Source organism: Pseudobdellovibrionaceae bacterium, from assembly GCA_023898385.1.
Lineage (GTDB): Bacteria > Bdellovibrionota > Bdellovibrionia > Bdellovibrionales > UBA1609.
In genome coordinates this window covers 1-24,743 of record CP060220.1, presented here as the reverse complement: position 1 = coordinate 24,743, position 24,743 = coordinate 1, and the positions used below count along the sequence as shown (strand labels likewise).

Sequence of the window (24,743 nt, the reverse complement as noted above, 5' to 3'; positions counted from 1 at the left end):
TAAAAAGCGGGCAAGTTCTACTTGGTTTGGCCATCAAACCTTTTAAGCTTTTCGGGTACCATTTGCGGTCGATTTCAGTCAACCAAATCGCACCCATCTCGGGCGGCTAACGCTATGAAAATCTTTAAAATTTTATGGATGAGGGCGGGGCGAAAACCACACCCCAAAAGGGGATTCTAATGACCGGAGCCCGTTTTTCGGCAAATGGACTCGTAGGCTTTATCAATAAACTCCCTTGAATCCGCATTCACTTTTTTTACAGAGTCTTCGTAGGCCCGCTTCACTGCGGGCATGGGACTACCCGCCGGCAAACCCAAGGCCTCATAGGCATCAAAGGGATGGCCATTAAAAACAAAGATCACATTGAGATCACGACCCTTGGGCCTCTCCCCATTCAAAATCGCCTCCTGGGGCTCCGGAACTGATTGGGACACCGCAGCCACTTTCGAACCTGCAGATTTTTTCATCTTCAAAACGGTAGGTTGGTTATTGCGCCGCTTTAGAAAATAGAACACCAGCGCCAACACCACGATGCCGTTTACGATCAGAAAATTCTTTACATTAGGGTCCATTTAATAATTATAGTGACGCGGCGTTGATTTTCAACTCTTGCCATTAAAGGAGATGCCATGAACCCATTTGATCAACAAACTCCCATTGCTGGTATCAAGCGCATTATTGCCGTTGGCTCAGGCAAGGGTGGCGTGGGCAAAAGCACTGTGGCCGCCAATTTGGCCCTGGGATTAAAAAAATTAGGACAAAAGGTGGGGCTGCTGGATGCTGATCTTTATGGTCCTAGCATGCCGCGGCTATTTGGGGCCCTTCATCAACGTCCCGTGGTGGATGAGAATCAAAAAATCCAGCCTTTGGTAAGGCATGGAGTGAAGCTGATGAGCATGGGCTTTCTGGTAGATGAAGACTCCGCTGTGATTTGGCGGGGACCCATGCTGTTTAAAGCCATGGACCAGTTTTTTCGCGATGTGGACTGGGGGGATTTGGACATTCTCATCATTGATTTGCCTCCAGGCACCGGCGACATCGCTCTCACTGTGGCCCAAAAAGTTCCGGTGGATGGAGCTGTCACCGTCTGCACACCGCAAAATATCGCACTCATCGATGCTAAAAAATCCATCGATATGTTTGAAAAAACAAATGTAAAAAATCTCGGCGTGGTAGAGAACATGGCCTATTTTCAACCCCCCGGCGGTGGCGACCCCATAGCCTTGTTTCCAAAAGGTGAACTCGATCAATACCTTGATAGCAAAGGCATTGAGAAGTTGGCGCAAATTCCATTTAACCCCAACATTGGACTCACCGGCGAAGCCGGCATGCCCGTGGTAGAAAGTTACCCCGAAAGCATAGAGGCCCAGGCTTTCATGAAACTAGCTCGCCAGGTATTGGGTTCCAGGTCCTAAATCGGCTAGTTTTCAGCGCCCACCCTTTTGTAGACATAGAGCTGTTCGCCCATACTCACAAGGCCGTCTGTATTTTGCTGATCGCCAAATGAAACCTTAAATTCTATAGGGTTCATCTCTTGAATAACAAAACGATTTACTTTTTTGATCAAGGTGTCGTTACCTACGGGTTCCTCCGTAAGCACTATTTTATTAAAAGAGAGGTTCTCTCCAGTCGCCTGCGAGAAGATAAGTGCAGCTTTGGATTCAGATAAGATGGAGTTATTGCTTTGCAACTTCAAAACAACATTGGCTGGCTTCCACCCTCCTGGATTCATTGATCCCGTCGCTTTTACACAAAGTTCATAGGACGGCGTCTGACGACCTAACTCCATTAGGTTAAAGCATTCAGCAGCATTTGCACTTGTTACAATCAACGGCAGCCAGAAAGAAAACAGTTTTGCGGTTTTGATGAATGACCCCATGGCATCCTCCCTTGTTTTATCTGTTTGATTCAGATACCTATGCCACATGTCTGTCGAAAATAACATCGACCCCCGGGGTGGAAATTTCCAAGAAACAGAATGTTCCTTAGATAAATCAACATCCATTGGTCTGTGCATGAAAGCCCCCGGTGGTCCAGTGAAATTCCAAAACCCGGCCTGTGTTGCAATTTGTAATGATCAGCTTGGAGTCTCTTGCAATGAAGATTGCCTTTCAAAATTTTCCGGCTCCTGTAGCAACAATTATGGCCGCAATATTCAAATGCATGGTCAATGGTGTGACGTCCTGATGATCAATCGTGACGATCAATATGTAATTGTGTTGACTCCTCAAGATGAGATCTTAGAGGCCCGCCTTGAAGCCCTTAAAAGCTTTTTGATCACACCGAGAGAGTTCGAAATCTCAGCGATGATCCTCAAAGGCTTTTCGAACCGGGAAATTGGCGAACACCTGAATATCGCGCCATCTACTGTAAAAACTCACTTAAACAACATTTACAGAAAAATCCCAAAACACCTGTTAACTCGGTAAAACATTGCAGGCCGGATCCCATTATGATTATCTCAATTCACCGTTCAAAGCGCTTTTGATGTCGCAGCCACTGTTTTGTGCGATGAACGTGAATGTCGATGTGATGATCTGTGACCGAGACCAAGGTCTGGATGCGTCTGGTCTTAGTTCACTGGATTTGGAGGCCGGTCCCATTGGCTCTAAATAGCAAAATTTGACTCTAAAGACATTCCACTAGTAGATTGGAAATTTAAAGGGGGGTAACAAGTTATGAAGAATATCGTAATATATGCCATACTACTCTTGTCCAAACCAGTATTGGCCAACGTTGATTATGTAGAAGCTCAACTTAACATAGCAAAAGATGCGGAAGGTAGATTTACACGAGAAATTACGTACTCCGAAGCAAATAATTCTCTCTACATACGGTTCGAGCTAGAATGGGTTAATTATGATTCCGAATGGCACCAAACTGGATTTCACCTTTCTCGGTCGTATCGTGGCTATGTTGACGAACCCTATTTATACGACTGTGCAGTGGACGACTATGGTGGAATTCTCTACGATCCTGAAGCGGGCAAAAAGAGTTATGTTTACTTTCACCTCCGCGGAGAGGGGTGCAATGCGTCCATCCCCCTGTTTGAGACGACCCTACCGTCATTCTCATTTTATGGCGTACCTTTTTTACATCCAGTTGGGGATTCAGCTAATGCTTTGAAACTCACGTTTTTTTGGTAGTTGGCGCAAATTCCATTTAACCCCAACATTGGACTCACCGGCGAAGCCGGCATTCCTGTGGTAGAAAGTTATCCCGAAAGCATAGAGGCCCAGACTTTCATGAAACTAGCTCGCCAGGTTTTGGGCTTGTAAGCACGGGGAACTTTTGGGTTCCAGGTCCTAAACCTGGTCACATAGCGTCGGAGTCCGCCCATTTAACCCCAAATAGATTGGCCTGGTTACCGGACCCTGTGGAATGTAATTCGGACACTACAAGTGCCAGATACACACACAGCTGACAGAAAAAAATGGCATGCATTTGCAGCAAGTTCCATCCATGCCCCGAGCAAGAGCTATTCTCCAGTCGAAGTATCCTTACAATATCAGTGGCCGCTGTATTAATCGCGAGTGGTTTAACTTGCCCATGCCACAGGTATGGGATGTTTTTAGTGAAGAGTTATACCTAACAGTGATTAATCATAATTTGCTAATCCACAGTTTTGTTCTTATGAATAACCATTTTCACCTGCTAGCGTCCACACCGGATGCCAACATCAGTCAGTGCATGTATCGGCTCCTAAAAAATGTGAGTTTGAGGCTAACTCAAGCAGGGAATCGTATTAATCAGACATTTGCCGGCCGACACTATAAGACGATTTTAGATCATCCCAGCTACTACCTCAATGCCTACAAGTATAACTATAGAAATCCGGTTCAGGCTTGTATGGCTGAAAGAGTTGAAGATTATCCTTACAGCACTCTTCATGGTCTGCTTGGTCGCTCCAAGTTGCTCATCCCACTAGCCTTCGACGACACACTTTTTGACAACATAGACGATACGTTGTCGTGGCTGAACCAAAAGCCCTCCGATCAACAAAATGAAGCCGTCCGGTGGGCGTTAAAACGGCAGTACTTTAAAAGCAAAAAAGACAAGCTAACAAACAGCTCCGTGCTATTCGACGGTGAAATAATTTAAAAATCAAAATGGCATCGGGTGGACATTGACGCTGTGTGATCAGGTTTAGGACCTGGAACCCAATCGTCGCCGAAGTGTTGCCAGGTTGTCTTATCTCGAGGCGAGTTTCGAACCGTAATGAGACAGAGCCTGGTTTTTTCTCATGGGGACCTCATAAACTCTTTGTCGCAAAGACACTTCGCGTTATTATGAAGGTATAGACGCTGACGTATTTTCGAAAGGAGTTGTTTCGATGACGGACCCCAAGAAGTGGCGCATTGATCCGCCGCCAAAGTAGCGTGAGACACGCGAGATTCTAAACTTCTCTTATATGAGAAGACCTTACTAACGAGATTAACATTCGCTAACAAGGAGGTCGTATTATGGACTTTCCTTCGAGTGTTCTTCCTTTGTAGGGGCAAACCGTGCGGAAACCACGGGACGCAAAGCTACAGGGGCTTCGGCTTATGCCATGCCAGCCAGCTGCCAAAGGTTCGAATGGGCTTTTGGGGATTTATTTGGGAAACCTCGAAGATCTTATCCCTGCAGCCCGCCTAGGAAACACCCTGGCGGGTTTTTTTTATTTAATGAGGAATATATAACTTTTTGCCCGCGAAAATGCGTGAGCGATTCTCAAGCGAGTTAACTTGCGCCAAAGCTCGTACCGATGTGCCGTACTTCTGAGCAATCAAAGACAGATTTTCACCCCGTCGAACCACGTGAACTCGCAGTGAGGATGAGCCTTCTCCTGAAACCTTCAATTTCTGCCCCACCCTAAGCATCGACCGGCGCCCTAAACCATTAAGGCTTCTTAATTCACTCACACTCATTCCATATTTTCTGGCAATCAACGTGAGATTCTCGCCTCGTCGCACCCGGTGAGTTCCGTCAGAGGAGGTTTCAATACTCGCGGCCCTTTGCGCCGTCTCCTTGACCGGTGCTTCATCACCAGAATCGTTCGCTGCCACCTGTACTCCACCGGCTACCGGCACCTTCAGCTTTTGTCCCACTCTAAGAAAGGAGCGCCGACCCAAATCGTTAAGCCGTCGAAGTGTGGATATCCTCGTACGATGGCGTTGGGCAATTTCAGAAAGGGTATCTCCGCGACGTACGCGATAGTAAAAATAATCACGAGATACATAAGACGGCTTTTTGCTGTAGCTGTTATCTATTTGCGCGAGAGCTAAATCTCGCTGCCCCGTAGGCACTCGAATCAGCTGCGGTCGAGATCCATAAATAGGAACATAATCTGTTCGAAAGCTCGGATTTAACGCCTTTAATGTTTTATAAGGAACATCGATATTTTTTGCCAACTTGATCAAGCTCACAGGCTTTGTCACTTCAAAGCGGTCATAGGCTAGGGGCTCTTGATAGTCGATATCAGTGAATCCATAGCGTTGCGGCTCTCTATGAATTAACGCCGCAGCGATAAACTTAGGCACATAATTGCGCGTTTCGCGGGGAAGCCTCCTTCCCTCTGCCAGCTCCCAGAAGTCTCGTGTGTGATAGCGCATGGTGGCTCGTTTAACGCGATTTTCACCAGTGTTATAGGCGGCCAGGGCCAAGTACCAATCTCCGAAAAGACTGTAAAGGGCTGAAAAATAATTGGCTGCGGCCTCGGTGGACATCACAAAATCCCGTCGCTCGTCCACATAGCCATCGATTCGAAGGTTGTATCGCTTGCCAGTACTTCTAATAAACTGCCAGTAACCCACGGCACTGGCGTGACTGTGTGCTACTGGGTTAAATCCCGATTCAATTAAAGGCACATAGACTAATTCCTCAGGAAGGCCCCGCTCTCGCAACACGGATTTCATTTTTGGCAAATAGCGACTGGAGCGCCTTAGGTACCGCTCCATATGAGGTCGACCTCGACCTTGAAAATAATTGATCCATTGGTTGACCTTTGGATTTACCACTAAGGGAATTGATGCGGCCTGCCCCGTGACTTCTTGCTCTTCGGCCTGCGGGTTTTGCTGATAAAACTCATGGCGAATTTCAACCTCTCGGTCATCATTGCCCGTTTTAGCTTGCCGAAAAGTTGAACAACCCGAAAGGCCCACTGACGCCGCCACCAACGGCGCCGCATACTTCAACCATACTGCCATTAAACTAACCCCAATCTTTTGAAAGATCCCAAATAAGCTGTGATACTCTCAAACTTCATCCTAACCTACCCCATAATCTAGAGCAATCATGCCGCAAGGCAATAGGGCTGAGGACGGGGGGCTCGACCGATCAAGGGCCAGGTTTTGGCTTTGCATCATTGGGGTGTGAGGCCTCAAGGGGAGTCTGCATCACCACGGGTGCCCAAAGAGGATCGGCAAGACCCACGCTGTTTTGCTCAAGCATTCTGTAGACAAGCAAGTTTCGCATGATGGCCTTCACATAAAAACTGGTTTCTTCCCAAGGCAACTCATCCACCCACACTTCGTGCAGGTAGTGAGAGGTTTGTTTTTTACCTAGCTCTGACAGTTCATCCCGGCCCCGTAAAAACCGTCGCATGTTTCCAATGCCCACATTGTAGGCGGCCAAAGCCAACGGAACATGTCCATCAAAGGCCCGAATCATGCGCTTTAAATAACTTGTCCCGAAATACACGTTTTTTTCAGGATCGAACATGTCATCTGGCAACTGCACAGACCCCGTACGATTGTAACGAGCCACATCACGCGCTGTGCCCGGCATGAGCTGCATTAATCCCATGGCCCGCGCAGGGCTTATCGCGTTGGTGCGAAACGAACTTTCTTGTTTTATCAAACCGTATACAAGCAGTGGCTCCACTTCGTATTTTTCAGATTGAGTTTCTACGAGATTTGAAAACTCCTTTGGAAACACCAGCGGTAAAAATCGCTTCACCCTCAACCCAGGATTGTCTTCCCAACTTTTCTGCGTCCACTGAATGGCTGTGAAATAGTCCATGGATGCGGCAAATAATCGAGCCCGTAAAAGCCTTTCTTCAGCAGACAAAGGATCTGGCAAACTTCTGAGCTCGGTCTGCGCGGCCTTTAGCCATCCGGCTTGCAGCAAAAGCTTAAACCGATCAAAGCTTTGTTGCTCACTGTCTGTGAGCCACATCTCGGCTTTGAGTGGAGCGTGAGTCTCATCAGACCACTCCAGCTGTCCCCCATTGAGTTCGGCACGAGCCCGCAATCCATAATAGGTGAGCGGATACTCTTTCACCAACTGCTGTGCCACCGTGGCTGCTTTTTCAGATTTCAGTTCTAATTCTGATCGCCAGAGCCAATGCATTGCACTCAAGCGAAATTCTTCGCGATTGGGATTTGCCAAATAGCCTTCAAACAACGGCTTGGCTTCGTCATATTTTTGTTGGCGAAACTTCACCAATCCTAGGCGGTAACGAGCTTCATGCGCCCAATCTTTGCCGGGGTAGTTGTCGCTTATTCTTGTGTAAATTTTTATGGCCTGATTGTACTCGCCTTCTGTTACAAATCCTTTGGCAATCAACAACAATGTTCTGGCGCCTTGGCCGGCTGTCTCTAGTTTTTCAGCACTGGCCTCTGCTAGTTTTTCAGCCAACTCATACTCACGTTGTGCAAACAGTCTTAAAGCCCAGCGATTGAGATTGTCACCGTCACACTTTTTTAATTCTCTTAAAACTTTCTCGATCTTGCTTTGCGCCCCACCTTTTACTACGACTTTCAGGCTTTCAGACACTTGATTGGATGCGATTTCAGCTTGGGGGCTGGCCGGGTATTGACGTAACAACCGAACGCCATCAACAATAGCAGCGACATGATCACCTTTGCGGCCCCATTTTTTCATTCGCTCTAATAGTTGGGCCAATTCTTTTTCTGCTGGTGTCGAAGCGTCTGCAGTCATTGAAGGCTGGCCGTCGCTCGAAGATGGCACCTCTGGGATCAACAATTTTTTTCGCAGGCTTTGAACTTTCACAGCCAGAGCCGTTTCATACTCTTGATCTAAACTGCGTTGGTAGTAGGCCAATGCGCCCCTTGGATTTTTCAATTGTTGGGCCACATCTCCAGCAAGCTTCAGTATCTTTGCCTTTTCGCTGGTGCTGAGGAATTCGAATAATGCCAATAAATTCTCCACTGCCGTCCACGCGCGTTCGGGTGTAGACTGCGCATATCCCTCGGCCACGCTCATTAACCCCTCTAAATACTCTTCTCTTAAAGAGGCACTGTAAGGGCTGCCCGTCAGCCACTGCGGATTTTGCCGGACCCACTCTGTGGTTTCCCAAAGATTCCGCAAAGATTCGGAGTCTTTCTTTACTTCTAGGCGACCACACTGAAGGCGCAGATGAGCTATCCAGGGTTGGATATTTTGAAATCGTTTTTCTGCTTTGCTGAGTTGGCTCAGACAGGTTTTGAATTTCTCTTCTGATTCTGCTTTTTTTGCCAAATATAGAATGCGCACGGGCCCCGTCACACTGGAGCTTCCGTCGTGCATCCATCGTGGCTGCGGCCACTGATCGGCCTCAGTGAGGGTCACTTTATGAGGCTGTGCCTCCGCCACCGATAAAATAAAAAAAATGACGCAAGCAAATGATCTAAACATTTTTCTCCGATTTGGCGGAAGAATCCATCTCCTCCGTACCTACACCTAAGCGTACGGCCTTAAATAAGACCTTGTCTACGGCTTGCACCAAATCTTTAAGTTTTTTAGGATCTTTTAACGGCCCCACGACAGACTCAGGAGCAAAGGCCAGCACTTCAAAGGACTGCATGAGTTTCTGTAAAGGCTCGGCCACTTCACGCCTAACACTGGGCGGGGCTTTTAAAAACATTTTTTCGATTTCTTCACTGGCGCCCTTTTCCCCAGAGACTTCGCCCAACACCATATACATTGTGTTCATTACACTCACACCCACCTGACGCCAATCACCTTTGTCTAGGTGTTGATGCACCACTTTCAGACGCAGTCTTAAAAGCTGTTCTAAATCTTGGCGCTTACGACCCCAACCTAACTCCATGCGACTTTGCCAACCCAAGAACAAGAGAATAAAAGAAAAAACAGCACTCCATAGCGTGGCCCGCTGAGTTTTTGTTAGTAGTGGCCCACTGGACCACGCAAGACTCAATGGCGGCTCCACAATGGCTGGCAATTTTTCGCCAGCTCCGGTCTCGGCAAGGGGCGCGTCTGAAATGGCCTTAGTTCCATCACCGGGCGCGACCTTTATCGGTAGGCTCGGTATGGTCTTCGTGTAGTAACTCTCTCTGTCTGGATCAAAAAAGCTCACACTAAACGACGGGATTTCATAATCTCCCTGCTGCCTCGGAATCAACAGCACTTTAAATTCTTTATGGCTCGACCCATCTTTTTCAAAATGACTTTCTTTTTGCGTGTCATAGACTTCAAAGTGTGAAGGAAAATCAATGGTGGGCAAATCAATCAACTTCGCATTGCCCTTGCCATCAAAACGAACCAACAGAGTCACAGGCTGATCGACCTTTGCGACCTCACTATCTAACTTTGCTGTGACTTCAAACTGTCCGACAGCACCGGTAAAATCCGCAGGCTGCCCCTCTTTGGGTAAGGGCAAAATCTCAACTTTCACCGGCTTGCTGCTTTTTGTATAATAATTAGCGCGCCTCAATCCAAAATTTGAAGGCGTGATCACTTGGCATCTGGCCTTGTAGGGGTCAATCATGCCCTGACCAGACTTAATCGGGAACAGGGCATAAGAAGCCAGCAACGCTTTTCTATAAACCACGCCATCATACATTTCATTTGTAAAATCGAGTCTTGTGGCCACTTCGATGTCTTCTTTCCAAAATCCATTGAGACTGGGATACTTCAGCGTATCGATGGTCAACACGTTACCTCTGGTATAAAGATACCAAGACGCTGTGACCTGTTCTCCTTCGTAAACCTTCGATTTATCCACATCCACTTGAATAAAAAATGCTTCATTGGGATTGACCGGCTGGGTCTTAAAACCTCCGGGAGGGTTGCCGCGTTGGAGTAACTGATCAAAGATATCGTCGGCAAAGGGGTCAAAGGACTGAGGTGCCCCGCCACCACCGGCAATCGGGGGCGCCGGTGCACCACCAGCCACCACTTCTACATTTACAGCTGCGGTCAGGTAACTTTTGCTATCGACCACAACTTCTGTGGTGCCGATTTGGTGTTTGCCCACTTGCTCGGCTTGCAACACATAGACATAGCGTAAGGTCTGCAAATACTCGAACTTACCATTAATGAAACTTGTGGAACTACTTGATGACTTAGAGGCATCTAGCAAACTCACTCCGGTTAGACTGGGCAACCTGGGTTCACCGACAGAAACGCTGTCAGTGGATTCAACAGTGATGATGTAATTAAAAGTCTCACCCTGGTTCACCTTTTGGCGATCCAGCTCGGCCGTCACCTTTACATCGGCAAAGGCAACAACACTCCACACAAAAACCAATACACCCAATAGGCTTCTACCAATCTTTGCCACGAGGTCTCTCCTTTGGTTGTTTGTCGTATTCTTTGGCTCTAATTTCTTGTTCCTGATCTAGAAGTTCATCCAAAATTTTTCGCACGTCGTTTTTTGTTAATTCTTTACTGTTAAACGGACGATTTTGTTGGGGTTGATTTGTGTATTGAGTATTTTCGTCAGGTTCTTTATTTTCAGAACCTTCGCCTTCTCCATCACCTTCCCCCTCTTTGGACTTACCACCGCCACCACCGCCGCCTTGATTTTGCCGCCACAGGAGTTCAATATTGGTCTTCACCTCGATTGACTCAGGGTTAATCGCAAGCGCTGCCTGAAAATGTTCAAGCGCAAGGTCTATTTTACCAGCCCGACTGGCCTCATTGCCGGCATTGAACCGGGCTAAAAACTTTAACTCTAGTTTTGTTTGGGGGTCATTTATGACCGTGTTGTACTCATTTAATGCCTTTTCACTTTCACCATTCACCGAATAGACTTGCGCCAAATTGAAATGCAGCAGTGGCATAAATGGCTCGTACATTAACGCCTCAATAAGTCTTTTATGGGCGTCGGCGGCGTAGATTTCGGCATTCCATTGTTCAGATTCAAGCAGGTTTTCATACTGCTCTATCAATCCATCAATCAGTTGAACTTGATCAGAGGACGCATCTTTCTCACCATCAGCGTCTTTTTGCAGTTGCTTGCTCTGAACCTCTTGCTTTACTTTCTTAAGTTGCTCTATCACCTTCAATAAATTTTCACGACTTAACCCAGCTTCCTCGCCAAGCATTTGTTTTATTGAAAGCTCAGCGTTCTTTACCAGAATCGCTTTCATCAAATCCACGAGGGCCCGATTGTTCTCTGGTACAACTCTTAAATCATAGGCACTCGCCGGAACCACCGCGAAGATCAACGTCAAACCGAATAGATATTTCAACAAGGCACTCATGAAACTGTTACCTCAAATCGGCCTTTCCAAATTCGACCCTCGGGTCGTCGCTCGCCCAAGAGCAATTCAATGAGCGCCAACACAATGGCAAGCCCAAGGGGCCATTGATAGTTTTCATCATATTGCGAGACTTCAGCACTATCAAATTCGCTTTTTTCTAACTGGTCCAGGTCCCGTCTCAGATTGGATATGGCGTTTCCACCAAATGTTAAGTGATAAAAACTACCTTTTCCGGCTTGCGCAATGGCCTTTAGTGCCTCACCTGAAGTTTGTGTCATGACCACCTGGCCCGACGAATCCTTTTTATAGCCTTTAAGTTGGCCATGTTGCCGAAGGGGAATGGCTCCGCCCTTTTCGGTCCCCACTGCAAGAGTGAAAATATGTACGCCTTCGCTGGCCATTTTTTCCGCAATCTCTATGGCTCCGGGATCGTGATTTTCTCCATCAGACACCATCACTACAGCTTGCGTCACCACTGATTTTTCATCTTCCTCAATGCCCCCGCGCTTAAATGCGTCGCTAGCCGCTTGCAGCGCTTCTTTAAAACTCGTTCCCTGTGTAGACACGGAGTTTGTGCCGAGAGAATCTAAATACATATTGATGGCCGATTTGTCAGGCGTCACCGGCGACAACAAAATAGCCGAACCCGCAAAGGCAATCACTCCCATGCGGTCGCCGCCACCCGAGTCAGAAAGTCGCACCAATTCGGTTTTTGCCAAATCCATACGACTGGGCTTCACATCTTCCGCCAACATACTTTCTGAAACATCCACGAGAAGCATCAACTCTACACCTTGGCTCTGAATTTTTTGGGTGCGCTCCCCTGACTGAGGCCTGGCAAGGGCCAATATAAAAAGCACCACAACAATAGATTCCAGGATAAGCTTTATTCGACGTTTATTTTGTGAAACCGACGACAGCAAAAAACCAGACAACTTACCACCAATGACTCTTTGAAATTTCTTTTGCTGCCATCGCTGTAACAAATAGGCCAAAATCACTATGACCGGCACCAACCAAAGCCATTTTAGAATATTGGGGTCAGCAAACCGATAGATCATCTACGGATTCCTCCTCAGCCAAGTGCGGGCCAATCCAAATGCCATTAGGTAAAAGACCACTGCCCACCATAAATAATGAGGAAACAACTCTGTGTATTTAGTAAAACTATTCACTTCAATTTTTGTGGTTTCAAGTTGATTGATTTCTTTGAAAACTTCGTCCAAAGCTTGTGACGTGGTGGCTCGAAAGTACTTACCACCGGTTTCAGCCGCCATTTTCTGCAACAGCTCTTCGTTCACTTTGCTGTGAATTGGCCGATACTGCTTTATTTTGTCGCGTCCGCGCTGGATGTAAATGGGCAACCTGGCTTCTCCATCGACTCCCATACCAATACTGTAAACACGAACACCATAGCCTTTGGCAATTTCAATGGCCGTCATCGGGTCAATAGTGCCACTGTTATTTTCTCCGTCAGTGAGAAATATCACAACGCGACTTTTCGCCGTCGAATCCTTCAGTCGCCCCACGGCATTGGCGAGGGCCACTCCGATAGCCGTACCCATTTTGATGTTTCTTGAGGTCTGTACTTCTGACAAACTCTTTTGAAAAAGCTCATAATCTAAGGTTAATGGAACACGCGTGTAGGACTCACCCGAAAATACGACTAACCCGACCCTATCCGACACTCGCTTCTCAACAAATTCTTTGATTGTTTTCTTGGAGGACTCAAGCCGATTTGCCGGCTGCATGTCTTCAATCAACATACTGTCTGACACGTCAAGGGCGAGCACGATGTCAATTCCCTCAACATTGCGCCGTATTTTTGTGTCTGACCTTTGTGGCCGCGCCAATGCAATGACTGCCAAAACAAGTGCGATAACTTTAAACGCCGTCGGTATGGGCGCTAAAAGTCCTCTAAGGGTTTTGGGCACATTTTTAAAAACACCCACTGCACTGAATTGCATGGCGCCTCGACGCCGGCCCTTTCGGTAGGCCAGATAAGCCACCACCAACAAAACGGGAATCAACACTAAAAAAGCCCAAGGAGTGTTCCATACGGTCATACGGGCTTCACTCTCGTCTGTAAATGGATTCTCGCAGCCGTATGCCGAACCATATTGGCAAGCTGCTCACAATCCACAATTTGAATGCGCTCGACATTTTTAGAGGCCTTGCTAAACTCCCGCAAAAGCCGCTCTATTTGGGGCCCCTGGTCTTTATATATTTTACGGTGGCGAGATTTAATCTCTTTCATCGTTAATCGTATGTTCCACTCTGTTGCTGGCACTAAGAGCTGTCGAACCAGATACATCTTAAATTCTCTTTCTAGATCGCGAAGATAGTTTCGTGCCAGTAAATTTTCTTCCTCGGCTGTCACTCGTTTGCCCGTGTATTTGCGCAGTAGAATTCGCAAATCTTTGTTTAACTGGTTGTAGGGGCCTAAAGCAGTACGTTGTTTCGCCATTCGTTCGTACAAGCGTTTTCGCTCAAAATATTTAATGACTGCACGGACCACGCTAGCCAAAATGACCACCGCAAAAACACCCAAACTCGTCCACACCCACACGGGAAAACCCAATGGCCTTGGTGGCGCCGAAGGATACGGCTGCGCCATCTGCCCCTCAATGACTGAAGTTACCGTCCACGATAAATCTTTCACTTCAACTCGTGCAGATCCATCACCAATCTCAAAAGACTTTTGTGAATACTCGCCAGGCTTGTAGCCGGTCACAACAAATGTCGCTTGTTGCTGATCCGACTGCTGCACGTTGAGGATACGCAATATGTATTCATCATTTTTCTCTTTGAACATGATCTGCGCAGTGGGCTTTAGCCCCACCTCAAGCACGTCACCCTTACACACTAAGTTGTATTTATCCCCCACTTGCCACGCATCTAATGCCGGCCCATCGGCGAGAGCCTGGAGATCACAGCTCCACTGAGGCAATGAAGCACCCGAATTTACAACTTCGGAGGGCTGCGGGTTTGAATTTGAAGGTTCTTTAGATTCACTCATCGCCGAGCCCGCTTCTTGAAAAAAACAATTAACGGATCTACAAAATCTTCATTGCTCTTAATATCAATTCGATCCACTTGAGCGCGCTTGAGCTCTTCTTCTGTAGCAGCTCGTTCTTTTCTTTTGTACTCTGAATAATCTCGGCGAAAAGCCCTAGAGCCCGTATCCACTGTAACCACTTCACCTGTCTCAGGATCCTGCAAATCAATCAGACCTAAATTAGGAATTTCAACTTCAGCCTGATCCTGCACCACCACAGCCACTGTATCGTGGCGTTTTCCCATCATCCGCAATGCCTGGTCAAAGCCCTGGTCCAAGAAATCACTTATGATAAAAACATGACTGCGTTTTTTCAAAACGCCCTGCAAAAACTCTAGCGCTGAAGCCACGCGGGTGCCGCGGGATTTTGGCTTAAAATAATACAGATCTCGTAAAATTCGCAAAACATGACCACGGCCTTTTTTGGGGGGCACATAGTGCTCCACCTGATCAGAAAAAAGAACCAAACCTGTGGGGTCATTGTTGCGTACAGCACTAAAACTCAAAAGCGCCGCAATATGCGCCATCACGTCGCCTTTGAAATACTCACCGGTCCCAAAATCAGAAGAGCCGCTCACATCCACGGCCAACATGAGGCAATTTTCCCGTTCTTCATCGAAGATTTTTATATATGGTTTACCAGTTCGGGCCGTGAGGGGCCACGAGATGGCCCGAATGTCGTCACCAGGCACATACTCACGAAACTCCGCAAAGGTCATACCCTGACCCTTGAAGGCCGAATGGTAGTCCCCGGCAAAACGGTTGTTAACTAATTTGCGGGTGGCCAGCTCAAGGAGTTTAACTTTCTTCAGTATCTCTGGCGGCAAACTCAAATTAAGGTACCTCTACTTGGCTAAGAATTTCTTTAATCACATCTTCGGTTGTTACTTCCTCAGCTTCGGCTTCGTAGGTCAGGATCAGCCGATGGCGAAGAACATGATAGACAATGGACTTTACATCTTCGGCTGTGACATAGCCTCGTCCCCGAATAAAGGCTTGGGCTTTTGCCGCCCGAGTTAAGCTGATCGTGGCTCGCGGCGACCCTCCGACGCTTATGAGGTTTTCAATATGACTTAAACCGTAGTTTCCGGGTTCACGACTCGCCATCACAATTTCAACAATGTAATTTTTGATTTTATCATCTAGATAGATCATATCGACGCGACTTTTTGCATGCATCAGTTCTTCTTTTGTGATCATCGGCTGAATCTGTGGAATATCTTCTTTAGCCATCCGCTCAAGAATTTCCATTTCTTCTGCTTTTTTTGGATAGGTTACATTTATCTTAAACATAAACCGATCCATCTGCGCTTCTGGCAAGGGGTAAGTGCCTTCTTGTTCCAAGGGGTTTTGTGTGGCCAACACTAAAAAGGGTTTTTCTAACTTGTAAGTATTGTCACCAATGGTCACTTGCTTTTCAGCCATGGCTTCAAGCAAGGCACTTTGAACTTTTGCTGGCGCCCGGTTGATTTCATCGGCTAGTACAATGTTTGTAAATATCGGCCCCTTTTTAGGTGTAAACTCTCCCGTTTTCAGATTGTAAATCATCGTCCCAATGAGGTCGGTGGGCAGCAAATCCGGTGTAAATTGAATGCGTTGAAAATTGAGCGAGATGGCCTGCGACACTGACGAAATAGTTAACGTCTTTGCTAACCCCGGCACCCCCTCTAAAAGCACATGGCCCCCCGTCAGCAATCCCATAATGATGCCTTCAACCATCTCTTGTTGTCCCACAACTACTTTAGAGATTTCAGCAAACGCCCTATCTACAAATTGGCTTTCTTTTTTGATGGCTTCATTGAGTGCGACGATATCTAGTTCCACGGACTCTCCTCCAATTTTGATGGCCTCGACAACAGAACTTTATTATATTATTCGCAAACTCAATGCTTGCAAAGCCAACCTGGAGGGAAATAGTGAAAAGTCCAACGCGTGCATGGATTTATCTCATCACCCTGGCATTGGTCTTGATTGTTCTGGGCCACTGGCTTGGCGGCCGCGACGGAGTGCTGTGGGGCGTGGCCATGGCGCTTAGCATCAACAGCGTGATGTACTTTTTCGGCGACGCTCGCATACTGCAGTCCGTCCAGGGCCATCATCTTGAAGGCCAAGACCCGTGGCGAGCTTTAGAAATTCTGTCTACTCTTAGCCGAAAGGCGCGCATTCCCGAGCCGAAACTTCTCGTGATGGATCAATCCTCGCCCCAGGCCTTTGCCGTGGGACGAAGCTGGAAAGAGGCCACCGTTGTTGTCACTCAGGGGCTATTGGACTCCTTTGATCGCGGGGAGCTGGAAGCCATTCTTGCCTATCAGGTGGCCTGCATTAAACGCTTAGACACGCTTTCGTTCGGAATTAGCAGCTTATTTGCCACTTTGTTTTTGTGGGTGACTCGAGGACTCGATGCCTTTTTGCGGTTGATCACTGGTGCAAAAAAAGATCCCTACGCTCCGCAAAGTCATATTGTGACTTACATTACGGCACCCGTGGTGGCCCTCTTGCTGCGCTCCAGTGTTGGGTCAAGCAGCTACTATCATATCGATCAATTGGCGGCTGAACTGACGGGACAACCAAAAACCCTGGCACAGGCACTTTGGAAACTAGATTCTCTGCGGGCCACTCAGCCGTTTTCCGTGTCTCCTGCCGCAGCCCATATGTTTATTGTTAACCCCTTGACTGGCAAAGGTTGGTCTCGATATTTTCAGGCGCAACCGCCCGTTAAAAAACGGATTCAAAACTTGTTGGGATATTATCCCATCTGAAAAATTTAAATAGGATTGATCACTATGGAAAATCGACTGGAAGCCAGCTTTTCAACATTAATTTTGTCTATTGCTTCATCGGCGGCCATGGCACTGGGGCTAGCCCCCAATCCCACCACCGACAAAATGGAAAAAGACCTGAACATGGCTCAGTTTAATATCGACTTGTTGGTGTTACTGAAAAAGAAAACTCAAAATAATCTTGAAAAAGACGAGCAAGAATTCCTTGAAACCATTTTAAATGATTTGCAGATGAAGTTTCTGCAAGCCAAGGGAAAGTAAGGAGAAGTTCTATGATGCTTCGATCAGTATTCCTATTTTTTGTGGCCCTCGTGGGCTTTTCATTTCCAAACACATCTGAAGCCAAACTGCCTAAAGTGGAAAAGGGGCAGCCAATGCCCTCTGATCTGTTTGTTGAGTTGGCTAAACTTGTGAATCCGGCGGTAGTGAACATTTCAACCACCCAACAAGTTCGTATGCGGCGACAGTTCGGCCCCACAGGCGACCCCTTTTTTGATCTGTTTCAACAGTTCATGGGGCCGCAAATGCAACAACCTATTCAGCCGGCTCAATCGCTGGGAACCGGCTTTATCATTCGTGAAGACGGATTGATTCTCACCAATAACCACGTGATTGCGCAGGCTGATATTATTCAAGTACAGCTTTCTGAAAACGATGATCAATTATACGACGCTAAAGTTGTAGGGCGCGACGGCCGTACCGATGTGGCATTGATCAAAATTAATGCGAAAAAGAAGCTGCCGGTAGCGATTCTAGGCACCAGTTCGACGCTCGAAGTGGGCGAGTGGGTTGCCGCTTTTGGGAACCCGTTTGGCCACGGACACACGATGACAAAAGGAATTATCTCCGCCAAAGGCCGCGAAATCGATGAACTAAATCGCTTTCCTTTTTTGCAAACAGACGCCAGCATTAACCCAGGCAACTCAGGGGGCCCCCTTGTCAACACGGCTGGTGAAGTGATCGGCGTTAACACGGCTGTCGATGCCCGGGCTCAAGGGATTGGCTTTGCGATTCCCATTGATGATGTGAAGTCCATTTTGGAATCCCTAGAAAAGTTTGGACATATCAAACGAGGGTATCTGGGCATTTACCTCACCAACGTAAATCCTTCCTCGGCCCAATCTCTGGGGCTGCCCTCCACAAAAGGCGCGTTGATCACTCAGGTGGAGCCGGGTGGGCCGGCGGACAAAGCCGGCCTTAAACCCTATGATTTTGTCCTTGAAGTGAACGGTAAAGAAGTAAAATCTTCTAACGACCTGGTCCGATCTGTGATGGACATCCCTGTGGGTGGCCAGGCCAAAATGAAGATCAACCGAAACGGCAAGGATCAAACTTTGATGATTGCCGTGGGGTCTCATCCTGAAGACACCAAACTTGCAGACGCTTCGCCCAAGCGACAAGAAAAAACTTCGGCCTCGGAGCTTGGGTTCAAAGTGGCCGACATGAGCGGAAGTTTGATCAAAGAGTATAATTTGCCACGTCTGCGCAAGCCTCGCCCAGTCGTTGTCGAAGTTATAGCGGGCTCAACCGCTGCTCAAGCGGGCCTTGCTCCGGGGGATGTGATTCTCGATGTAAACAAGAAAGCTGTGTATTCAGCAAAAGATGTGGTCCGCCACTTTAAAAAGAAACAACTCAATATTTTACGAGTGTTGCGACAAGATCAGGTGTTTTTGGCGTACCTTGAATATAAATGATCGCTATACTGGTTTTGTATTGAGACAACTTTAAGACTTTTTACGCCAAATTCGCAATATGTCGGTGAAGACGGTAATGACGTCTTTGGGTCGCAATTTACTGCCTGCCACATCCACCCATCTTGTTAGCGGATACTCAACGATGCGGGATTGATCAAGCCGCAGGAGAATTTCCACATCAAAAATCCAACGACTTACAAAGTGTTTAGAAAACGCCCTCTCTGCCACAGATTTCTTGAATAACTTCGCACCACATTGAGAGTCATAAGATCTTACCCCAAGCATTACACTCACTAGAGTGGCAAATACACGGGCCAGATAGTGGCGATAAGGCAATCGTTCAATCCGCGCACCGAGGCGAAAAACACGACTGCCGAAAACAGCATCCACCGGTTGTTTGCAAAAGTCGGCATAGGTAAACATGTTTGAGACTTCAAAGAGTGGTGTAGCTAAATCCGCATCCCAAAACCCAATCCAATCCAGGCGGCCATAGACTGGTAAATTTTTGGCGGTCAACACGCCCGATCGCACAGCCTCAGCTTTACCCAGATTTTTTACACCTTTTTCAAAATACATAAACGGGCGATTCTCGATGTACTGTGAAATCAGTGAAGCCGTCTCGTCCGTAGATCCATCGTCAAAAAATAAAAACTGCAGATCCTCGCTGGCCCACTTTTCGAATTCTGCAAAATTCAAACGCCGTTCTTCGTTGTAGCACGGCACCACTAATAAAGTTTTATTTGCCATCAGGAGCCACCCGAATTGAACCCAACCCATAGTATCCTGAGACACCAACGTTTCTCCAGTCAGCTGGGTCTTCTATGATATCGTCAAAAAATATCGTACGTGGGCGATTCACGATTGGAGGGACGATGAGTTGTGACCCCTTTGACGCTGACTTTACTACTATATCTCGCTCCACCATTTGCCGATGATAGGGATACGCCTGAGTCAGCAGGTCGTACCAAGCTCGTCCCGTGTTGCCCCAGACAAAAAGAACTATGACGATCACCCACTGTAAATAGTTAGGTTTTAACCATTTGAATCTATGAACGAGGGCTCTCACTTTGTCTGAATTTAAATGGACATATTGACCGACAAGAGCAAACCAAAATAACAGAAAAAAATAATAAGTCATATTATCAACCCGCTCTGGTGGTGGCCCACCCATGGCCCAAGCCGCCGGAAAAAAAGCCGCCAGAAAAAATGAGCCTAAAAGAACCCAAGTGATCTTGTACGTTTTTTTGTTAACATGAACTGAGTTCATGAGATGACTTCGGTCAAGTATCCATTGGGCGAAGACAATGCTCACAAGTATCAATGGAACACTTAAAAATCTAAAAAAATGCTCTAAGGAAAAGGCCACTGAATTGACCACAGACATCAATGGCTGGTGAGCGTTGGGAAAGTGACCGGTGCGGACAGCATTGCCGGGAGCCATTACCACGGCCACAGAAAAGGCCAAATTGAAGACAAACACTAAAACGACGGGCCACCAAATTTTGTGGTGCTTGAGATAATAAGCCACCAACGCTAAGACCAATACCCAATTAAAAATTAACATGATGGTCTCATTGGCGCCGGTAATGAAAAAAGCATAGATAACGAGCGACGGGACCCACAATATTGCTGACCGAGAATCCCAAAGTTTCAGGAGACCAATGACGGCTAGATTCAAAAAAACCAAGGGGACCATGTAGTTGACATAGCCTGCCAGCCAATAAAAGCCCGAGGCGGCCCGTGGCAAGTGGGCTAAATAAAGTGCAAAAAACCCCAGGCAAAAGGCATAAATATATTTTTTCTCAAGGTACCGTTCTAATGCTGTGTTGAACAACGCCCACAATGAAGTCAAAAACACCAGCAACATAGACAGAGACATCAACGGATAACTCCATTCATGCCCAAACACAAATGGGTTTAACGTTAAAAACAGGGTCGACATATACCGCCCCGACCAACCGAGGTAGTAATGAGCTTGCACTCGCCACAAGCCATGTTCAAGAGTCTTTACGGCATAGACAAAATCATCCGCGGAAGGGTGATTAAAAAAAGTTAAAAGAAAAAAAGGTGCTATTGATATGGCAATCCATAGAAATGCCGTTCGTCTCATTGAGTTGGCTCCTGACTTAATCTTCGAAGTTGGCGGCCCCCTAGCTACTAACAATGGCCGTGAAAAAATCAACTGCTATTTCAACCGATATTGTCACCAAAACCAATGTGAAAATATCCCTATCATCGACCCGCCCCATAAAACGGATTTTTACCTACGGAATTAGATACCAACTCGTTTTTTGCGGCCCATGACTTAGCCGAACGGACCTTCGCTGATCGCAAGGCGGACGTATAGAGAAAACCTCGGACGCGGCAAGCCAATATGAGGTGACCTAAAAAGACCAAAACGCAGGCATCACCTCCGCACCAAGGCTTGTTTGCGCGGCATCTGAAATTTCAACGGTCACTAGGTGCGCCCCAAATGACTTTGCATAAGTTCTTGCCCCAGTCTCTCTTTGGCAAACCGCTGATTGCAAGGTCTACACGTCAAGTGCAAGTTAGAAACATTATGGGACTTTCCCAAGCAGACCAGCCGAATGTGATCGTATTGAAGAGCTTGCCCATAGGCACAATGTACTTTGACCTTGTTTACGATAAGAACACCACACGCTTCACCGATTGTGGAATCGCAGTTCGATGATGCTATTGACGCAGACTTCCTTTCTGCGCCGTAGTTTTGTCGACGGTTGGGTGGTCGGCGTCTTTTTTCGTTTCTTGGACTCAACGCGGTTACTGGCAATATCGCAAAATCCATGTTGGCTCGCTCAACACAAACTTCCTTCGGGTGCCGTAGTTTTTCAACACCCGTAACTAATCTATTGTTGTAACAAATCCGTCTCAATCTGATACGAGAACTGACTGATTGGTGATTACACCTATCGCGATTCGGCAACTCCATTTATTTTGGCGTCGTCTTTTAGAAACTTATTTGATCGAAATTGGGATTTTCCCAAAAGCCTTTAGCAAAACGCCTGCCTTTCCGATAAAATAAAATGAATTCAATGTTTTTAACAGAGGTGGATTGACCGATGCTTGGTTGCCTGGCCACAAAACCATTCAATGCCCGTTTGCTAATGCTGCTGCCCCTCTTTTGCTTGGCTTTAGCCAATTGCCAACTGGCGGACAACTCTATCCAAGGTTCCATAAAATCGAGCCCGAGTGGCACGCCCGTGGCCCCTCCGTCCTCGCTAAGTTACTCTAGTGTGCCCACAGTGATCTATGCTGGTGACTCTTTTTTATTGGCAGCACCCAGCCTCGATGGCGTGGCTGACTCATTTTCGATTTCACCGAGTTTACCCCCAGGACTGCTTTTTAACACCCAGACTGGAGCCATAACGGGAACCCCATCAGAACCCATCGCCGAAACGACCTATACCATCACCGCATCTAACTCGGCGGGGTCTACAGAGACACAAATTCAAATTGGAGTCGGTCAAAAATTCAGCATCAATGCCAATGGGGACGGATCAGATTACAATCTTGGTGATAATAATTGCGACAATGGCTCGGGAGCCTGCACTCTCAGAGCCGCCGTGGAAGAGGCCAACAATGAACCCGGCGTTCCTGCAAAAATTGTAACTGCCACAAGCTACTCAATAAGTCTTTCAAGTACCCTTGTTATCAACAGTGATGTCCTTCTTGAAAATCCCCATGGCATAAAAACCGTATTGGATGCCTCTGGGCTTGAGCGCGGCGTGGACATTATCAGCGGTGATGTCACCATTGATGGTTTCACTATTGATGGGGCTTCAAGTGGCTCGTCCCTTGCCAATGGGGTTGGCCTTAAAGCAACCAACTCAAAATTGCACTTACTAAATTGTCAAATCAGCAATAACTCCAGCAGCTCGTTTCTTATGGGAACTGGGGCCTACATAGTAACATCCCAAGAGTTTTTGATGGACAACTGCACCGTGACCAACAACAGCAGCACCAATGGCAGCAGTGATGGCGCCGGCCTTTTTATACAATCTCCCTCTGGCGAGGTGGCCAACTCCATTTTCACAAACAATAATTCCGCTGGCGGTGGCGGGGCGATCACTAAACACAGCGGGTATTTTCTTGTACGAAATTCTCAATTTTCAAATAATCAATCTGAGTATGGAGGTGGCGCCATCAAAGCGTTGTTCGGAATTGAGATTCAATCAACTACGTTTACTTCAAATTCCAACAACAATATCCAGGGAGGCGGCGCAATTTACGCGCAAACAGGGGATGTGAAAATAATGGACTCCGAGTTTCAAGGCAACACCGCAGCTGGCGGAGCGAATTATGGCGCCCATATCTACGGCACCGGGTGGAGTAGCGGATCTTTGATTTCAGGTAGTACTTTTAGCAGCGGTAATTATTACTCTGTTTATTTGCACAGCCTGACGTCCGATTTTACAGTGGTCAACTCCACCTTTTCAAATAACCCCTTTCACCTGGTTATCAATGCGGACGCCGCGGCCTCTCTCACAACCCTTCAAAACGTGACCTTTTCAGGCGCCACCTCTCACAGCCTCGCCGTGTATGACTCGGATGTGGAAGTGGTGAACAGCATTTTCGCAGGAGCTTCGACGAACAATTGCACGATCTCGGGAGTTTCGACACTGGTTTCTCTTGGCGGAAACATCGATGATGACAACTCTTGCGGCTTTGCCCATGGCACTGACCTTTCGACGAACCCGCAATTCGATGTTGCAGGCCTTGCAAACAATGGCGGCAGCACACAGACTATCAGTCTCCAGGCTGGCAGCCCTGCTCTGGATAGCGGGCTGAATGCCTACTGCCCCACCACAGATCAAAGAGGGCTCCCACGACCGGCCGATGGCGGTGGGGGGTTAACCTGCGATCGTGGTGCCGTAGAAAAACAATAACGGCCACATTACCCACCCCATCTATGGTTCCGTGCGGAGAAGACCGAGGGCTTGTAGACCACGAAGAACATCATTCACCGATACTGATATTTGTCAGTTTGGATGGCACCTCGCTGTAGATGACCCCATTTTCGATAAGTGCGTGTCTCAAAATAACACGATCCCGACTTCCATAGCAAAAAATCTTCAATTTTCTAAAACGATCAACCCCCTGCAATCACTGGGAATTTCTGGCCCGACGTGTTTTTTTTAACAAAACCTCAACAAAGGGCTTAAGTCTTTGGGCCAGTCTGCCGACAGAGGAGCTGAAGCAATTGTAATCCCCTTCGACTACGGCCAGGGTTGATTCCTGGAAAGACATCGCGAAGGCAACAAGGAGAAACAAAAATGAAAATCACCGAGGTGAATGTTTTCCCTGTCAATGAAGAACGGCTTAAAGCCTATGTATCCATCACAATCGATGACTGCTTTGTTGTGCGAGACTTAAAAGTGATTCGCGGCAATACTGGCCTGTTTGTGGCCATGCCCAGCAAGAAGCGTCGAGATGGAGAATTCAAAGATATCGCCCATCCGCTAAACCAAGAAACTCGTGAAATGATCGAGCAAGCGGTTTTTGACGAGTATGAAAAACAAGTGCGCTCTATGGGTGACTCACTAAAAGAGCTCGATGAATCGGACGGCGAATAGCTCATTCGGCATTTGCTGCGATGAGTAATGGACTCGTGGGCCCCGATATCGTTGATCTTTCACTTGATTTTGCCGCCAAAGCTTCATAGAAACGAAGGCTCTGCGATTGGGGCGTCGGCAAGTTGGTAAGCCATCAGATTTTGATTCTGACATTCGCAGGTTCGAGTCCTGCCGCCCCATCCATT

Annotated in this window: 22 protein-coding genes, 1 tRNA gene and 1 riboswitch; of the genes, 10 read left to right on the top strand and 13 right to left on the bottom strand. The window is 47.2% G+C overall.

The annotated features are described in order from the left end of the window. Nucleotides 1-176: 176 nt before the first annotated feature. On the bottom strand, nt 177-572 hold the full coding sequence (locus H6626_00115; GenBank protein USN47538.1) for a hypothetical protein: 396 nt from the start codon (nt 570-572) through the stop codon (nt 177-179). A gap of 57 nt (nt 573-629) precedes the next feature. Between H6626_00115 and H6626_00110 the strand changes: the two genes are divergently transcribed. Then, the gene (locus H6626_00110; protein USN47537.1) at nt 630-1,415 is read left to right on the top strand and encodes an Mrp/NBP35 family ATP-binding protein; all 786 of its coding nucleotides are present in this window, start codon (nt 630-632) and stop codon (nt 1,413-1,415) included. A gap of 5 nt (nt 1,416-1,420) precedes the next feature. Here H6626_00110 and H6626_00105 read toward each other — a convergent pair whose 3' ends face one another. Continuing rightward, complete coding sequence (locus H6626_00105) at nt 1,421-1,879, bottom strand: hypothetical protein (protein ID USN47536.1); 459 nt, start codon at nt 1,877-1,879, stop codon at nt 1,421-1,423. A 307-nt stretch (nt 1,880-2,186) separates the two neighbouring features. Between H6626_00105 and H6626_00100 the strand changes: the two genes are divergently transcribed. The 3 genes from H6626_00100 to H6626_00090 all read left to right on the top strand — a co-directional run bounded on the left by H6626_00100 (nt 2,187) and on the right by H6626_00090 (nt 4,101). Beyond that, on the top strand, nt 2,187-2,429 hold the full coding sequence (locus H6626_00100; GenBank protein USN47535.1) for a helix-turn-helix transcriptional regulator: 243 nt from the start codon (nt 2,187-2,189) through the stop codon (nt 2,427-2,429). A 249-nt stretch (nt 2,430-2,678) separates the two neighbouring features. Then, nucleotides 2,679-3,146, top strand: coding sequence for a hypothetical protein (locus H6626_00095; protein ID USN47534.1), 468 nt, complete (start codon nt 2,679-2,681; stop codon nt 3,144-3,146). A gap of 292 nt (nt 3,147-3,438) precedes the next feature. Then, on the top strand, nt 3,439-4,101 hold the full coding sequence (locus H6626_00090) for a hypothetical protein (GenBank protein USN47533.1): 663 nt from the start codon (nt 3,439-3,441) through the stop codon (nt 4,099-4,101). A gap of 386 nt (nt 4,102-4,487) precedes the next feature. Continuing rightward, nucleotides 4,488-4,571, top strand: a riboswitch (cyclic di-GMP riboswitch). Between the two features lie 93 nt (nt 4,572-4,664). Here the strand turns inward: H6626_00090 and H6626_00085 are convergent. The 9 genes from H6626_00085 to H6626_00045 form a co-directional block, all read right to left on the bottom strand. Beyond that, on the bottom strand, nt 4,665-6,188 hold the full coding sequence (locus H6626_00085; GenBank protein ID USN47532.1) for a LysM peptidoglycan-binding domain-containing protein: 1,524 nt from the start codon (nt 6,186-6,188) through the stop codon (nt 4,665-4,667). A gap of 130 nt (nt 6,189-6,318) precedes the next feature. After that, nucleotides 6,319-8,619, bottom strand: coding sequence for a transglycosylase SLT domain-containing protein (locus H6626_00080; GenBank protein USN47531.1), 2,301 nt, complete (start codon nt 8,617-8,619; stop codon nt 6,319-6,321). Continuing rightward, nucleotides 8,612-10,507, bottom strand: a complete 1,896-nt coding sequence (locus tag H6626_00075; GenBank protein ID USN47530.1) for a protein BatD — start codon at nt 10,505-10,507, stop codon at nt 8,612-8,614. Before H6626_00075 ends, H6626_00080 begins: the two co-directional genes overlap by 8 nt. After that, nucleotides 10,491-11,420: a hypothetical protein gene (locus H6626_00070; GenBank protein ID USN47529.1), complete on the bottom strand. Its 930-nt coding sequence runs from the start codon at nt 11,418-11,420 to the stop codon at nt 10,491-10,493. The genes H6626_00075 and H6626_00070 overlap by 17 nt, the downstream gene beginning before the upstream one ends. An 8-nt stretch (nt 11,421-11,428) precedes the next feature. Next, complete coding sequence (locus tag H6626_00065) at nt 11,429-12,493, bottom strand: VWA domain-containing protein (GenBank protein USN47528.1); 1,065 nt, start codon at nt 12,491-12,493, stop codon at nt 11,429-11,431. Then, nucleotides 12,494-13,498, bottom strand: coding sequence for a VWA domain-containing protein (locus tag H6626_00060; protein USN47527.1), 1,005 nt, complete (start codon nt 13,496-13,498; stop codon nt 12,494-12,496). It abuts the gene before it with no gap. After that, nucleotides 13,495-14,451, bottom strand: a complete 957-nt coding sequence (locus tag H6626_00055; protein USN47526.1) for a hypothetical protein — start codon at nt 14,449-14,451, stop codon at nt 13,495-13,497. Before H6626_00055 ends, H6626_00060 begins: the two co-directional genes overlap by 4 nt. Beyond that, complete coding sequence (locus tag H6626_00050; protein USN47525.1) at nt 14,448-15,323, bottom strand: DUF58 domain-containing protein; 876 nt, start codon at nt 15,321-15,323, stop codon at nt 14,448-14,450. Before H6626_00050 ends, H6626_00055 begins: the two co-directional genes overlap by 4 nt. A 1-nt stretch (nt 15,324) precedes the next feature. Next, entirely contained in the window at nt 15,325-16,314 is a 990-nt protein-coding gene (locus H6626_00045) for a MoxR family ATPase (GenBank protein USN47524.1), read from the bottom strand. Between the two features lie 92 nt (nt 16,315-16,406). On the opposite strand from H6626_00045, the gene H6626_00040 reads away from it, so the two are divergent. Genes H6626_00040 through H6626_00030 form a run of 3 tightly spaced genes read left to right on the top strand, consistent with a single transcriptional unit; the run spans nt 16,407 to nt 18,964 of the window. Further along, nucleotides 16,407-17,249 carry a M48 family metalloprotease gene (locus tag H6626_00040; GenBank protein USN47523.1) on the top strand — a complete coding sequence of 281 codons (843 nt, stop codon included), beginning with the start codon at nt 16,407-16,409 and terminating at the stop codon, nt 17,247-17,249. Nucleotides 17,250-17,273: 24 nt separating this feature from the next. After that, nucleotides 17,274-17,531 (top strand): DUF1844 domain-containing protein, encoded by a 258-nt coding sequence (locus tag H6626_00035; GenBank protein USN47522.1) that lies wholly within the window; start codon nt 17,274-17,276, stop codon nt 17,529-17,531. Between the two features lie 11 nt (nt 17,532-17,542). Continuing rightward, entirely contained in the window at nt 17,543-18,964 is a 1,422-nt protein-coding gene (locus H6626_00030; protein ID USN47521.1) for a Do family serine endopeptidase, read from the top strand. 30 nt (nt 18,965-18,994) lie between these two features. Here H6626_00030 and H6626_00025 read toward each other — a convergent pair whose 3' ends face one another. Both H6626_00025 and H6626_00020 read right to left on the bottom strand, forming a co-directional pair. Beyond that, nucleotides 18,995-19,711 carry a glycosyltransferase gene (locus tag H6626_00025; protein ID USN47520.1) on the bottom strand — a complete coding sequence of 239 codons (717 nt, stop codon included), beginning with the start codon at nt 19,709-19,711 and terminating at the stop codon, nt 18,995-18,997. After that, on the bottom strand, nt 19,701-21,074 hold the full coding sequence (locus H6626_00020) for a hypothetical protein (protein ID USN47519.1): 1,374 nt from the start codon (nt 21,072-21,074) through the stop codon (nt 19,701-19,703). The genes H6626_00025 and H6626_00020 overlap by 11 nt, the downstream gene beginning before the upstream one ends. Nucleotides 21,075-22,185: 1,111 nt before the next feature. Between H6626_00020 and H6626_00015 the strand changes: the two genes are divergently transcribed. The 3 genes from H6626_00015 (at nt 22,186) to H6626_00005 (ending at nt 24,741) form a co-directional block, all read left to right on the top strand. Continuing rightward, on the top strand, nt 22,186-23,871 hold the full coding sequence (locus H6626_00015; protein USN47518.1) for a right-handed parallel beta-helix repeat-containing protein: 1,686 nt from the start codon (nt 22,186-22,188) through the stop codon (nt 23,869-23,871). Between the two features lie 387 nt (nt 23,872-24,258). Then, entirely contained in the window at nt 24,259-24,558 is a 300-nt protein-coding gene (gene spoVG / locus H6626_00010; GenBank protein ID USN47517.1) for a septation regulator SpoVG, read from the top strand. Between the two features lie 107 nt (nt 24,559-24,665). After that, a tRNA-Gln gene (locus H6626_00005) sits at nt 24,666-24,741 on the top strand. The last annotated feature ends 2 nt before the right edge of the window (nt 24,742-24,743 follow it).